The organism is Cyclobacterium sp. L-R, assembly GCF_056859355.1.
In genome coordinates this window covers 46916-62110 of the sequence record NZ_JBSXOH010000063.1, presented here as the reverse complement: position 1 = coordinate 62110, position 15195 = coordinate 46916, and the positions used below count along the sequence as shown (strand labels likewise).

At 37.5% G+C, this 15195-nt stretch carries 11 protein-coding genes; 7 read left to right on the top strand and 4 right to left on the bottom strand.

The features are described 5' to 3' along the window. Positions 1–581: 581 nt before the first annotated feature. Positions 582–935 (bottom strand): hypothetical protein, encoded by a 354-nt coding sequence (locus AC13EX_RS08790; protein ID WP_048642967.1) that lies wholly within the window; start codon positions 933–935, stop codon positions 582–584. A 205-nt stretch (positions 936–1140) separates the two neighbouring features. Continuing rightward, complete coding sequence (locus AC13EX_RS08785; protein ID WP_048642968.1) at positions 1141–1338, bottom strand: hypothetical protein; 198 nt, start codon at positions 1336–1338, stop codon at positions 1141–1143. 473 nt (positions 1339–1811) lie between these two features. Between AC13EX_RS08785 and AC13EX_RS08780 the strand changes: the two genes are divergently transcribed. The 7 genes from AC13EX_RS08780 to AC13EX_RS08750 all read left to right on the top strand — a co-directional run bounded on the left by AC13EX_RS08780 (position 1812) and on the right by AC13EX_RS08750 (position 12606). Beyond that, positions 1812–4220, top strand: a complete 2409-nt coding sequence (locus AC13EX_RS08780) for a PSD1 and planctomycete cytochrome C domain-containing protein (RefSeq protein WP_482892386.1) — start codon at positions 1812–1814, stop codon at positions 4218–4220. Positions 4221–4223: 3 nt separating this feature from the next. Further along, positions 4224–5681, top strand: coding sequence for a DUF1501 domain-containing protein (locus AC13EX_RS08775; RefSeq protein ID WP_339717935.1), 1458 nt, complete (start codon positions 4224–4226; stop codon positions 5679–5681). Positions 5682–5871: 190 nt separating this feature from the next. Beyond that, positions 5872–6828 (top strand): aldo/keto reductase, encoded by a 957-nt coding sequence (locus tag AC13EX_RS08770; RefSeq protein ID WP_482892385.1) that lies wholly within the window; start codon positions 5872–5874, stop codon positions 6826–6828. A gap of 27 nt (positions 6829–6855) precedes the next feature. After that, positions 6856–7812: an aldo/keto reductase gene (locus AC13EX_RS08765; RefSeq protein ID WP_482892384.1), complete on the top strand. Its 957-nt coding sequence runs from the start codon at positions 6856–6858 to the stop codon at positions 7810–7812. A gap of 757 nt (positions 7813–8569) precedes the next feature. After that, complete coding sequence (locus AC13EX_RS08760; RefSeq protein ID WP_048642973.1) at positions 8570–8998, top strand: response regulator; 429 nt, start codon at positions 8570–8572, stop codon at positions 8996–8998. A 266-nt stretch (positions 8999–9264) separates the two neighbouring features. Further along, positions 9265–10740, top strand: coding sequence for a sulfatase family protein (locus AC13EX_RS08755; RefSeq protein ID WP_482892382.1), 1476 nt, complete (start codon positions 9265–9267; stop codon positions 10738–10740). A 447-nt stretch (positions 10741–11187) separates the two neighbouring features. Further along, positions 11188–12606: a Glu/Leu/Phe/Val family dehydrogenase gene (locus AC13EX_RS08750; protein ID WP_482892381.1), complete on the top strand. Its 1419-nt coding sequence runs from the start codon at positions 11188–11190 to the stop codon at positions 12604–12606. A gap of 479 nt (positions 12607–13085) precedes the next feature. Here AC13EX_RS08750 and AC13EX_RS08745 read toward each other — a convergent pair whose 3' ends face one another. Together AC13EX_RS08745 and AC13EX_RS08740 are read right to left on the bottom strand one after the other, a co-directional pair. Beyond that, positions 13086–13970 carry a 3-keto-disaccharide hydrolase gene (locus AC13EX_RS08745; RefSeq protein WP_339717978.1) on the bottom strand — a complete coding sequence of 295 codons (885 nt, stop codon included), beginning with the start codon at positions 13968–13970 and terminating at the stop codon, positions 13086–13088. A gap of 30 nt (positions 13971–14000) precedes the next feature. After that, complete coding sequence (locus AC13EX_RS08740; RefSeq protein WP_339717977.1) at positions 14001–15077, bottom strand: hypothetical protein; 1077 nt, start codon at positions 15075–15077, stop codon at positions 14001–14003. Positions 15078–15195 lie beyond the last annotated feature (118 nt).

The following is a 15195-nucleotide window of genomic DNA, read 5'->3' as shown; positions in this document are numbered from 1 at the left end:
TTCTAATTAAGCTATAGGTAATAAGGAAAGGATAAGTCTCAATCAAATCTGAGAATTGAAAACCTCCTATTGCTTAACAGGGTATGCTATGGAATTTTTAGTAAAAACTAAACTACTAAAATAGGTCTTGATAGCAATACTCCGTTGTTTATACCTGTTGCTTGTTTTAAAATGTAAGCTTGTATTATTATCCTAAAAACCCTTGAACCGAAATAGGCAATAGGTCTTTTATAAGTTGATTGAATAACTCTAAATTCAGGTACCTATTTACTGTTTTTTGTTTCACCATAATGCTACTATGACTCAATATTCAAACAGCCAGATTTTCTTTCGATTGCAATACTTCCCATAAACCAGGTACAGGCTTTACCCCTGAATATTGTGAGGGCGGAGAAATTCTATTACATAATCCGGGTTAAATAATTGAAGAAAATGAGCCAGTAGCTTTATTCTAAATGGAGGCTTGATAATGTACTTGCTTTGATGGGCTGGTAGCCAAATGCTTTCTCACAAAAAGCCTTGGGAAATAGGTTGGTTTACAACTTTCCAAGGTTTATGGGAAGCGAATAAAAAATGAAAGTTTACCAAAAAGAATGGAAAGGAAAAAGGATTTGTTTCAGGTAATGGTAAGGAACCCATTTGTAAGGGGTAAAGGGATCAATACTTTTAATGATATTTATTGTCCAAGAAAACTCCTGATTCTTTATTCCTGCGTTCAGACCATCGTTTAAAAAACTTTTGATGGAGTTTCCTTCTTCAAATACGCTAGGAAGTGCAAAGAATTCTACATAGCCAATGGATTTGACTGCGGCATCTTTTTGTTGTAAAAAGCTTAATCCTTGGTTAGGCGAAAATGATAAAAGAAATGACCATAGCAATACCGCTCCTGAAAGGAATAGGGCAAGCGACGATTTCAAAACTTTTAGTTTTTTCATTTAATGCGATAAATGTACTGTTTATTTAAAAACAAATTGTAGCACCTTGCCTTTTTATTATTGGGTATTTGTGTGGAAAAATGGGTAATCAAAGTGTGGTGCTTTCAATTCTAAAATGTCAATAAAACCAGATTCTAATCAATAGCAGTCTTGACTCTAAAGGAAAAAGAAAGCTGTCACAATTTTGTGACAGCTTTGGAGCATTTTATTGCTCAGGAATCGCTACTTCTTCCAGTACTTCCACTGAATCCTCAGTTTCAGAAAGCACTTCTTCCTCATTCATTTCAGTAGGTACCTCTATTTCCTCAATAGAAGTATCAATTTGTGATTCTACTTGTTTCTTGCCGCAAGATGCCACTAGGCTGGATGCGACGATCATCATAACAACGATGCTTGTTCTCATTTTTTATTGTCTTTTTTATGTCTCTTTAGACATAAACACTATAATAAAAAGTATGCCAGAAAATCCAAGAATTGTTCTTTGATAATATTTATTTTTTATGATGTGAATTCTCAAGATTTATTAGAGGATTAAAGGCTTTAAAAAACATCGAAAGCTTACTTAATCTTCATTTAATATGATCTGAAGACTGGTATAAGGTTTAACCCGATATATGCAATAGACATTCTATTACGTGCGGAAATCGCTTTAAAATACCCAATCGTTGCTGTTTTCAATTTCACCATAGCGGTGCTTTGCTAAAATCTGCAAACAGCCTGAATTTCTTGCGATTGCAACACTTCCCGTAAACACGGGACAGGCTTCACCCCTGACTATTGTCAGGACGGAGAAATCCTATTACATAATCCGGGTTTAAACTTTTGCTTTAAAAAAATGGCTTTTGCTTTTACATTGTAAATAGCTATTTTAACGAAATGATTGTCAGAAAAGGAGAAAATTTGTTTTGGACCTTACCATTTTTGGGATGGGTAGTTTTTGTAACGCTTCTTATAGCCTGTAAAGAAGATACAAATAATAAGACCAATAATTTTCCTAAGGAGATCAGCTACAATCTTCATGTTAGACCAATTTTATCTGAAAATTGCTTTACATGTCATGGGCCTGATGCGAATAAGCGAGAAGCAGGACTTCGTCTGGACAAAGAAGATGAGGCCTATGCGGCCTTGGCGGAAAGTCCTGGAAAACATGCCATAGTACCTGGTGATCCCAATGCTTCTATGGTTTATGTTAGAATGATTTCTGAAAACCCTGAGGAGAAAATGCCACCTACCTCCTCCAACCTTAAACTTAGTGATTATCAAATCAAACTTATTGAAAAATGGATTAATGAAGGGGCTGTATATGAGCCACATTGGGCATTTGTTCCCCCAAAGAAATCCGAGCTTCCTGAAGTAGGGAATACGGAATGGGTTAAAAATGAACTTGATTTTTTTGTTTTGGAAAAGATGGAGCAGGCAGGATTAGCTCCTTCTCCAATGGCGGATGATTTGACATTACTTAGAAGGCTTTATATTGATATTACTGGGTTGCCTCCTGCTCCTGCTGATTTAGAAGCAGTAGAGAAAGGCACTTTGGAATTAGGTAAAACCATAGATAAATTGTTTAAATCAAGCGCTTATGGTGAGAAAATGGCGGTTAGTTGGATGGATGTTTCCAGGTATGCTGATAGCCATGGTTATCAGGATGATTATTATAGAACCCAGTGGCCTTGGAGAGACTGGGTAATCCATGCATTCAATGAAAACATGCCTTATGACCAATTCATCACCTGGCAACTTGCTGGTGATCTGCTTCCGGATGCGAGTATGGAACAGATTCTTGCTACTGGCTTCAATCGAAATCATAAAATAACAGAGGAATCGGGCGCTATAGATGAAGAGTATAGGGTGATGTATGCAATAGACAGAACCAATACCTTGGGAAAAGCCATGTTGGGAATTACCCTGGAATGTGCCCAATGTCATGACCATAAATACGATCCTTTTTCCCAAAAGGAGTATTTCCAAACTTATGCCTTTTTTAATAATATTGCAGAATGGGGAATTGAAGAAGCCAGTCCGGGGTTTTCTAAAAAAAGTCCCGCAAAGTATCCATTAATGGAAATAAGTGAAACTACCGCTAAGGAAGTTCTTCAATTTATCAATATGCCGGATAGTGCCAGTAGGGTTTCACGATTGATGACTGGAATGGACAAAGGTACCAATTACAATTCCTTACTTAATGAGGCCAATGTTTTGAAGGTAGCGGTGATGGGGGATTTGGACAGCATTCGATCTACTTTTATATTGGAGAGGGGGGAGTATGATGCGCATGGTGAGAAAGTTGAGCCAGGAGTACCTGCTTCTATTCTTCCTTATCCAGAGGACCTGCCCAAGAATAGATTGGGTTTGACCAAATGGCTTTTTGATATGAACAATCCCTTAACAGCTAGGGTGTATGTAAATAGGCTTTGGCAGGAGATTTTCGGTATCGGCTTGGTGGATACTCCGGGAGATTTTGGCCTTCAAGGAAATTTACCTAGCAACCAAGCTTTACTTGATTGGTTGGCGGTAGATTTTATAGAAAGCGGTTGGGATATTCAGTATCTATTGAAAAAAATATTTTTATCAGCCACCTATCAGCAATCTTCTGGAGTGAGTGAAGAGAATTATAAAAAGGATCCTGACAATAGGTTTTTGGCTCGTTTTCCAAGAAGAAGGTTAAAAGCTGAAGAAATTAGAGACTTGGTATTGGCCACAAGTGGTTTATTGAATGATGAAGTAGGAGGGCCATCTGTGAAAACCTACCAGCCAGAAGGACTTTGGGAGGCTGCCACTTCTGGAAGGGGAAACCTTTCAAAATTCCAATTGGATACAGGAAAATACCTTTATAGAAGAGGACTCTATACCTTTATTAAAAGAACTGTTCCTCCTCCAAACATGATGTTATTTGACGCAAGTAATAGAGATGCCTGCGAGGTGGAAAGATTGAAAACCAGTACTCCTTTACAAGCTTTAGTCATGATGAATGATCCAGTAGTCCTGGAAGCCTCTAGGGTTTATGCAGGGAGGTTACTAAAGAAAAGCAGCAATGCAGAAGTTGCGGTAGAATCTGCTTTTTACAGTATTCTAGGTAGAAAGCTTGATGAAAGTGAACGGTCAATCTTAAATAGTCATTTTGAAACATTTCTAGAAGAATATAACAAAGACAAATCTAAAGCGGTTAAAATACTAGATGTAGGGAAGTTTCCTCATAATGATGATATTCCAGTTCCTGTTCATGCAGCTCTGATGCAGGTCATTACGCTTATATATAATTTAGAAGCAGCAATTACAAAAGCCTAAACTATGGAAAAGGAATTATTAGATCATGGACTGAACCTCAACAGAAGGCATTTTCTTTCCAAATTAAGTTTAGGGTTAGGAAGTGCAGCGTTAGGGTCACTTTTAATTCCAGATTTATTTAATGGTACGAATTTGGTCGGAGGAGAAGCTGAGACGATAGGTCTTCCTCATTTTGCCCCTAAAGCAAAACGAGTGATTTACCTGTTTCAAAATGGTGCGCCCTCTCAATTGGAATCTTTTGATTTCAAACCTAAACTTCGGGATTTGTGGGGGCAGGAATTGCCTGAATCTATTAGGAAAGGTCAAAGGCTTACAGGAATGACGGCCAGCCAGACAAGCTTCCCCATGGTCGGATCCTTTTGTGATTTCCAGCAATACGGTCAAGCAAGGGCCTGGATTAGTTCACTTTTTCCTCATACAGCGAAGATTGTAGATGATATCTGTATTATCAAATCAATGCATACTGAGGCGATAAATCATGATCCTGCACTTACTTTTTTCCAAACAGGTGCACAACAAGGAAACAGACCCAGTATGGGGTCTTGGTTGAGTTATGGGCTTGGAAGTGAAAACAATAATTTACCTGCTTTCACTGTGTTGCTTTCTAAAGGCAAAGGAAATGGACAAGGCGTATATGCTAAACTTTGGAGCAATGGGTTTCTGCCCTCAGCACATCAAGGGGTTCAGTTTAGCAATGGAGAGGATCCTGTACTCTATCTAAATGATCAAGATGGCATGAGCAAGTCGGATAGAAGAAAGATGTTGGACAATTTAGCGGCCTTAAATCATCATGCTTATGAAAAAATAGGAGACCCTGAGATCCAAGCTAAAGTAGCCCAATATGAACTAGCTTACAGGATGCAGACAGCAGTACCAGAGGCTACGGATTTGTCTAATGAGCCAGACAGTATATTTGAAATGTATGGGGAGGGGAGTAGAAAGCCTGGGACTTTTGCCGCCAATTGCCTTCTTGCCCGCAAGCTTTCTGAATCGGGAGTAAGGTTTGTTCAATTGTATCATCAAGGATGGGATCAACATGGCAACTTACCCAATGAGATGTCCGTTCAGGCAAAAGATACAGACCAAGCATCAGCCGCTTTGATAAAAGACCTGAAGCAACGAGGGCTCTTGGATGAGACTTTGGTAATTTGGGGTGGAGAGTTTGGACGTACCAATTACTCCCAAGGACGATTGACTCAGGACAATTATGGAAGAGATCACCATCCCAGATGTTTTAGCATTTGGATGGCTGGTGGAGGAATAAAACCTGGTATAGTTTATGGGGCTACCGATGAATTAGGTTATAATATTACCGAGAATCCAGTTCATGTTCATGATTTTCAGGCCACTGTATTGCACCAACTTGGGCTGGATCATGAAAAGCTGATATATAGGCACTTGGGTAGGAAATTCAGGCTTACAGATGTGTCAGGTAGAGTGATTAAGGAATTATTAGTGTAAATTTTTAGTTTGCATAGAGTCTTAGATAATGGGAGTTATCTTTCTAATTATGGCTTTTTGCAATAATGTAAATCAGGTCGAAAAAATATTGTCATTAGGGGTAATTAATTATTATCATGGGGATTCTGTTATGGAACCCCTGTTTGAGTAGTCAAAGTGAATTTCTAGTTCTAGTACATAACCAATATTAATGAAAAGTTTATTATTTCAAAATGGGGACCAAATGCCAGCTCTTGGCTTAGGAACCTGGAAGTCAAAGCCAAATGAAGTTTATGAAGCTGTGCTTCATGCAATAAAGGTTGGCTATAGGCACATAGATTGTGCTTATGTTTACAAGAATGAAAATGAAATAGGCAAGGCAATAAGTGATGCTATTTCCCAAGGCTTAGTGAAGCGGGAAGAATTATGGGTTACATCGAAGTTATGGAATGATTCTCATTTGCCAAATGATGTGCTTCCTGCGATTAAGAATACATTGAACGACTTACAGTTAGATTATCTTGATCTTTATTTAGTTCATTGGCCTATAGCTCTAAAAAAAGGAGTTGGTATGCCAACTGAACCGAGTGATTTTTTGACGAAGGATGAAGCACCTTTAAGTGCCACTTGGGCTGAAATGGAGAAGCTTCAAATAAATGGGCTAACACGCCAAATTGGGGTTTCTAATTTCAATTCGGCCAAAATAGAAGCACTTAAAAAAACAGCTTCTCTAATGCCTACAGTCAATCAAATAGAATTTCATCCTTATCTGCCTCAGGCTAAGTTAAAAGACTATTGTGATAAAAACGGAATTCATATTACTGGGTATGGCCCATTGGGAGCAGCCTATAGGGTGGCAGCCAATGAAGTGGATCACCCATTATTGCTTGAAAACAAGCAATTGGAAATTATAGCAAAGAACAATTCTGCTTCAGTAGCGCAGGTGGTACTCGCATGGGCAATAGAGAAAGGGGTTTCTGTAGTTCCTAAGTCCGTAAATTTTCAAAGAATAGAAGAGAATTTTGCTGCCAGTAAATTGGTTTTGAATAAGGAAGATATGGAAACGATTGACAATCTTGGGGGGCCTTACCGTTACACCCATGGAGGAGCTTGGGTAGGGGAGATAAGTCCTTATGATTTTTCTGACATTTGGGAAGAAAATCTATAAGTAAAATTTTAAATTAAGAACAAAACTATGAAATACATAACATTCAAAAATCAGGATAAAATGCCTATGTTGGGTCTAGGAACCTGGAAATCAGGTCCTGGAGAAGTTTATCAAGCGGTACTTTGGGCGCTGGAAGCTGGATACAGGCATATTGATTGTGCAGCAATCTACCAAAATGAAAAAGAAGTAGGAGATGCATTGAAAGAAGCTTTTGACAAGGGAATCGTGAAAAGAGAAGAGGTATGGGTAACATCTAAGCTATGGAACAATGCCCATGAAATAGATAAGGTAGAGGAAGGACTTCAAAAAACCTTGGCGGACCTGCAGCTAACCTACCTTGATCTTTATCTAATACATTGGCCCATTTCCTTAAAAAGTGGGGTGACCTTTCCTAAAGATGGAAATGATTTTCTTGATTATAAGACAGTTCCACTTACAGACACCTGGAAAGGAATGGAAGCGTTAAAAGAAAAGGGACTCACCAAGCATATTGGCGTATCCAATTTCAATAAAGCTAAACTGAGTGAGATTATTGGTGCTTGCCAGGTGGTACCAGAGATGAATCAAATTGAAATACATCCCTATTTGCCTCAAGAGGGATTAGTGAGTTTTTGTAAAGAAAAAGGCATCAATCTAACTGCCTATTCCCCATTAGGATCAGCGGATAGGCCAAAGGCAAGACAAAAAGAGGATGATCCAATATTGATGGAACACAAGGTTTTTAAAGATATTGCTAAAAAACACGAGGCGTCAGTGGCTCAGGTTTTGATCGCTTGGTCATTGCATAGAGGCATTGCTGTAATTCCTAAATCCGCCAATAAAGATAGGATTAAAGCCAACCTTGCATCTAAGGATATTGAACTTGAAAAAGATGACTTGAAAGCCATAGGTGAAATTACTAGTCGGCATAGGTATATTGATGGAACCTTTTTTACCGAAGTGCCAGGAAGTCCATTTAAACAATCAGATCTCTGGGAGAGTTAAGTCCTAAATAGGAAGTAAATAATCTAATATATACTGCAATTGCTTTAATATCAGTTCATCGGAAATTGCCCATAGTGCGGCTATATGGATTTTCTAACGGATTGGATTTAGAGTAATTGCAGTTTTTTTAGGTTGCGTTTGTGTTGGTCTTAAACCCGAAATATGCAATAGCATTCTATTACGTGCTGAAATTGCTTTAAAATCAGCCACTTCGTTGCTGTATTCAATTTCACCATGGCGGTGCTATGCTGAAATCTCCAAACAGTCTGATTTTCTTGCGATTGTAACACTTCTCGTAAACACGGGACAGGCTTCACCCCTGACTATTGTCAGGACGGAGAAATCCTATTACATAATCCGGGTTAAATAGTAGGCTTTACTTCAAATCTTGAACTTCCATAAAAAAATTAATTATAATCGGTTTAAATAGTTGAAATTTTAATTGAAATTTCATTTTTAATAATAAAATAGCAATACTTTTGCAGTGTATTTACAGCTTTATTGATTTTGTTTGTTGCTTGAATTTTAGAATAATATTGGTAATGACCGTTTAATATTGAACTAAACGTCCTTTTCTGCTTATAAATTTACTTTTAAATTTAAAAAGGGTGTATATTTAGTTCTACTCAATTTGAAAGCACATTAATTTAGGTTTCAAAATAGAAAATGGGATTTAATTGCTGTACGCTAACCAACATAGTTAAATATCCTTACTGTTTTGATTAAAGGAATTAATATTTTAGTATAAAAAATGACAATGAAATCAGCGCACATTTTATTGGTAGAAGATAATGAAGGTGATGTATTTTTAACTAAAGAAGCCTTAAATGAAAGTGAGAATAGCAATACAGTAAGTGTAGCCAGAGATGGTCAGGAAGCGCTAGATTTTATTTTTAAGACAAATGGGTTTGAAGAAAAAACCACTCCAGATTTAATTATCTTAGACGTTAATCTACCTAAGAAAAATGGACATGAGGTCCTTTATGAGCTAAAGAACCATGATTGCTACAAGCAAATTCCCGTAATTATATTATCTACTTCCAGTTCCCAAAAAGACATTGATTTGTCTTACCAGAACTATGCAAATTGTTATATAACAAAGCCTATTGTTGTTTCAGACTTTATAAAGGCCATATCTTCGATTCAACAATTTTGGTTAGATACTGCTACACTTCCCGTTAATTAGGTATATTTATCAAATTAGCCTCAATCAGTAATTCTTCAAATATTACTGTAAATCTGATTAATCCCAAGTGAAGTAATAGAAACGCTGTTCCAGATTGGCTAGCCATTTCACTCTTTCCTGTGCCATTTTCTCGAATCTGCTTGTACATTTTGACTCATCCATATTTTTTCCTTCCATAATGTTTTGGATTGGTATAAGTTTTATGCCTCTAGTTTTGTAAAATCCCCAAGGATAGGTATCTTTTATCAGCTAAACAAAGGACGCAAATGAGTACTTATTTTCGAATGCATTTTAATAAAATCAATTGTTTATCTCTTTTAATAATTGGACTTGTCTTTTTGGGCTGTAATTCTACTTCAGAGAACAATGGGGTAGACAATGAACAGCAAAAGCCCAATATCGTTATCATTTTCACTGATGATCAAGGATATGCGGATGTAGGTGTTTTCGGCGCAAAGAATATAGCCACTCCTAATCTGGATAAAATGGCTAAAGAAGGGGTTCAGTTCACTAATTTTCATGTTGCCAATGCTGTATGTTCTGCCTCTAGGGCTTCTTTGCTTACAGGATGTTATTCGAATCGACTTGGGATTTTTGGAGCACTTTCGCATCAAAGCAAGCACGGTCTGTCTCCGGATGAGATGACCATTGCAGAGGTTCTTAAGCCTGAAGGCTACACTACAGGAATAGTAGGTAAATGGCATTTGGGGCATCTTGAGCCGTTTCTTCCTACAAAGCAAGGGTTTGATGAATTCTTTGGGCTTCCTTATTCCAATGATATGTGGCCATACCATCCAGAAAGACCGGATTTTTATCCTCCCCTTCCATTGTACCAAAACGAAACGATTATCGATACACTTATTGATCAAAGTCTGTTGACAACGATGTATACAGAAAAAGCCGTTGACTTTATTGATAGAAACAGTGAAAAGCCATTTTTCTTGTATTTGGCACATAGCATGCCTCATGTACCTTTATTTGTTTCTGATAAGTTTAAGGGAAAATCTGATGCAGGGATCTATGGAGATGTGATAATGGAGATAGACTGGTCAGTAGGACAGGTAATAGAGGCCTTAGAAAGAAATGGTCTAGAAGAAAATACCCTCGTTGTATTTACTTCGGATAATGGTCCATGGCTTTCCTATGGCACCCATAGCGGGAGTACTGGTATTTTCAAAGAAGGAAAAGGAACTTCATGGGAAGGAGGTATTCGTGTACCTACAATAATGAAATGGCAAGGAAAACTTCCCAAGGGTAAGGTTCAGGATAAGATGGCCATGACAATTGATCTATTGCCTACTATAGCGCATCTGACGGGTGCTTCCTTGCCACCAAACAAAATTGATGGAAAAGATATATGGCCACTGATAGAGGTGGAGGAAGGCGCAGAATCGCCACAAGACGCTTATTTTATCTACTATAACAAAAATGAACTTCAAGCTGTTATTTCCGGTAATTGGAAGTTGTACTTTCCACACAGGTACCGTTCATTACCTGATGATTTCATTAAGCCTACTAATGGTATCCCTGTAAAATATAAGATGTTGGATTTAACAGAAATGGAACTATATAACCTTGAAGATGATCCGGCAGAAACCAAAAATGTTATAGAAGAATATCCTGAAATTAGGGATAAATTAAACACTTTGGCCAATGCTGCTAGAAAAGATATGGGAGATGCCTTGCAGGGAATAGAGGGTAAGAATGTTCGTTTGCCGGTGAAAGATTCAAGTGCTAATTGAAATTATTTCAGTATTTCCGATAGGTAAATCAAAAGTAATAATGGTACCGCAATTTATTCCCAAAAAATTCCGACAGACCGATTATTTTGCATTGAAAATAGGACAAAATCAGCTTACCCCTTAGCTCACACCAAATTTATTTAACAAAGTATTCGAATCTAAGTTAAACTAAGATTATGTGATAGAATCTCTCCGACTTGACAATAGTCAGGGGTAAAGTCTGTCCCGAGTTTAAGGGAGAGGCTAATTGGAGACAAGCATAGCACTGTATTGATGAAGTCGAAAACAGCAAAAAAGTGGTTGATTTTGTAGAGATTTCATCAAGTAATAGAAAGCTAATAGCATATTGCTGGTTAAATTTTGGATAGGGTCTAGTAATTGCGTTTTAGGCATAGACCTTGCTGGCTATAAATTGAAAATTTTAGTTTAAAATTAAATGAAGGTTTTATGAAAGCAAAGGAGGAGTACAGTCTATTTGAAGATGTAAGTAAAGTTGTGGATGATGCAGCACGTCATATGGATATTCATCCTGGTTTGTTAGAGCAAATAAAACAATGCAATAGTATTTACAAATTTAGTTTCCCCTTAAAGAATGGTGATGGAACCTATGAGGTATTATCAGGGTATAGGGTACAACATTCTCATCATAAATTGCCCGTAAAAGGAGGGATCAGGTACAGTAGTTTTGTGAATGAAGAGGAGGTAAAGGGATTGGCGGCATTGATGACCTATAAATGTGCCTTAGTAAATATACCTTATGGTGGAGCGAAGGGTGGAGTTAGAATAGATCCGAATAATTATAATGTTGATCAACTGGAAAAAATCACCAGACGGTATACAGCCGAATTGATTAAAAAGAAATTTATAGGCCCAGCTATAGATGTACCCGCACCAGACTATGGGACAAGTAGCAGGGAAATGGCTTGGATTGTAGATACTTTTGAGGCTTTCAACCCTGATGTGATCAATGCCAAAGGATGTGTTACTGGTAAACCACTTTCTCAACATGGTATAGAAGGAAGAACTGAAGCTACCGGAATGGGTGTGTTTATTGGAATACGCGAAGCCGTAAGTGTTAAGGAAGACATGGATGCACTTGGACTGAAGGTTGGCTTGAAAGGTAAAAAAATCATTATTCAAGGCTTGGGGAATGTTGGGTATTATACCGCAAAATACCTTTCTGAATCTGGGGCTAAGATTATTGGTATTGCTGAATACAATGGTGGCATTTGGGATGAGAATGGAATAGACATTGAAAGAATTAAGGCTTACCAAATTAAAAACAAAACCTTCCAAGGGTATGATAAAGGTGATTTTATTGAAGATGGAAACTCTTTATTAATCAGGCCTTGTGATATTTTAATTCCTGCTGCGCTTGAGAATCAAATTACCGCTGAAAATGCCCATGATATTAATGCTAAGATTATAGGAGAAGCAGCCAATGGACCTGTCACTCAGGATGCCAATAATATTCTTCTTGAAAAAGGGATAATGATTATTCCCGATATGTATTTGAATGCAGGAGGAGTTACAGTTTCCTATTTTGAATGGTTGAAAAACCTTTCTAGGGTTTCTTTTGGGAAACTGGAAAAGCGCTATGACATGAAAAAGTACGAGGAGCTGCTAGAGGGTATTGAAAAAGCAACTGGTGACTCTTTTAGTGAAGAGCAAAAAAGAATTATTATTAAAGGGGCTAGTGAGAGAGATCTTGTAAATTCAGGGTTGGAAGAGACCATGGTCACAGCCTATCACCATATGAATGGAGTAAGAAAAGAAAAAGGAATAAAGGATCTGAGAACAGCAGGGTTTATTGTAGCCCTTGAACGGATTGCTATCTCTTATACCGATATGGGTATATTTCCATAAAAGTTCTGATCTTATTTTAGCAATCTAGCCTTATAATAAAAATAGCCATGGGATGCTCACCATGGCTATTTTTTTGTTCTTATAATATTTGATGACATTTGTAATGAAAGTTCGTTAGCTATTGAAATCAATTTCAAACGGCTAAATATCAATGGTTTATTTTAAGTTCTTTAAGCAGTTACTTTCCTAACTTCTAAAAGATCGAGAGCCATTAAAATCAGTAGGTTTACAATTTAACCCGGATTATGTAATAGGATTTCTCCGTCCTGACAATAGTCAGGGGTGAAGCCTGTCCAGTGTTTACGGGAAGTGTTGCAATCGCAAGAAAATCAGGCTGTTTGGAGATTTTAGCATAGCACCGCTATGGTGAAATTGAAAACAGCAACGATTGGGTATTTTGAAGCGATTTCAGCACGTAATAGATTGTCTATTGCATATTTCGGGCTTAACTAAGTTTACTTTTCGTCGATTCTTTGAATTTAATTTGATCGTCCCTTGTTTTCGTTTTTCAATAAGTTCAATACTTCTTTTAACTGTTCAGAATTGTCTTTGTAAGGGCTTAAATCAAATATCTCCACACTTTTAAAATCAATAGGATGACTTTCGCTTTGTAGCGAAATGTACCCGGTGGAAATCAATTGACCATCCTTTTTGACCTCTGGGTTATGATTGCTGACATTACCACCTCCAATTTGAGGTTTGTAATAAGTAAGGACAGTATCTCCTTCAACGATATGATGAATAATTGAGTCTCCCAAAACTAGAAAATCAGCGGTAACCCATTGTTCACCATGGAAAGTTTTAGAGTTGGAACTGACACAATGAGGGGTGAAAAGTTCTCCATCCATTACCACATTTGTACCAGGAGTACAGAGGTTGCTAGTGGTCCTTGGTTTTTCTCCATCTCCCCCTAAAAGCTGACCTTCAATGGAAATTGGGAAATCCTGATCTTTCGTCATTGTTTCCGGATCTTGCCCATGTAACATGACTCCGGAGTTTCTTAGTGCCCAACCTTCACCACCAGGAGCTTGTTCCCCTACGAACCTATATTGTACTCGGTATAAGTAATGGGAGAAGGACTCATCGTAAAAGATATGGCCATATTGCCTATCGAAATCCTCATAGCCATCATACCTAACTTTAAGTAATCCGTCTTCTACTCTGAATGTGTTAGCATAATTTTCATCCAGCTCATGTTTGGCAATTTTTATACGCCAATTGTCCATGTCTTTGCCATTGAATAGGGTTCTCCAGCCATCTTCTATGGATATGCTTTCACTATTATTGGAAGTGGAGCAAGATGCAATTAGTAAGCAAAGGATTATAAGTATTGGGTATTTTTTAAGTAGGTCTAATTTAAACATTTTGATGGGTTTAAGAGGTGAGGTTTATTATCAGTTTGGCTTTAATTGCATTTTCAATACTATTGCTTGATTATTTCCTGCAGGCAAAGATGCTGGGTTAGTCAATGCGTAAAAGGATTGGCCATCAACTGCAAAGTTTAGCAAAAAAAGTATGTTTAACGGAAGTTCTATAGGTTTGGACCAACCTGTTTCATTGCTATAGATTTTCAATTGTTGCCCTGGAATGCTGTTTGATTGGGCAGCCTCTTCTGTTAGGCCATTTATATAAACTACAGCAAATCCATTTTTTAAAGCGATAAGGTTGGTTATTTCCCCCTCTACGACTACCGATCCATCGTTCCCAAGAGGTAATTTCTGACCTTTGATTTGCACAAAACCTTCTGAATCTAAAGGGATACTATTTATCAATTCCCCATTTTTTTCCAAGTCGTAGGCGCTTATTAAAGGTTCCTTGTTAAAAGCGAAATAAAGAACATTTCCCGCTCTATTAATTAATGCTGTAGGAGGTTCAAAATGAAGGTTCTCCTGATACTGACTTTCCGGGGACAATTTTAGAAATGGACTTGCCTGACCAGTGTTTGGATCTAATTTCTCTAATAAATAGTTGTTTTTATAATAGCCAAGTTCATAGGGGCTTTTATTGTCTCTTCCTGGATGAAAGAGGAGCAATTGATTCTTGTAGATTTCGATGGCATTTTGATTTCTTTTCAGATCTAGAGAGCCATTTGGAAAAGGCATTCGTGTCTTTTTGATGAGGGTTAAATTTTCATCCAGCAATCCGATCTCCTCTCTGATGGACTTTGCGAGGATGGTTCCGCTGTTGGTTATTTTGAGACCATTGACGTAAAACAAGCCATCTTTGCCCTGAGCAGGAATAGTGTTTTTTGCTAAGACATTTCCTGAGCTGTCAAATTTCAAGTATTCCCCAGATTGATAATTGTAAATTAAACCTGTGTTGTAGGCATAGGTTCCTGCATGAATATCACCAGCAAAAGGAATGCGGAGTGTATCAAGAACGACCAAGTCAAACTGTACTGAATTATCCTTCGAGAAATTACATCCCCCAGCCAATAGAACAATAAATAAAATAGGAAATAAGTATTTCATAACTTTCATCCTGAAATTTAAGTGCAATTTTTACCCTTTTCAAACTTTTTGTTCAAAGTAATTTTTGTAATTGAATGAAATTATAGACTTTTCCTTTAACTTCAAATCAAAATTTCCC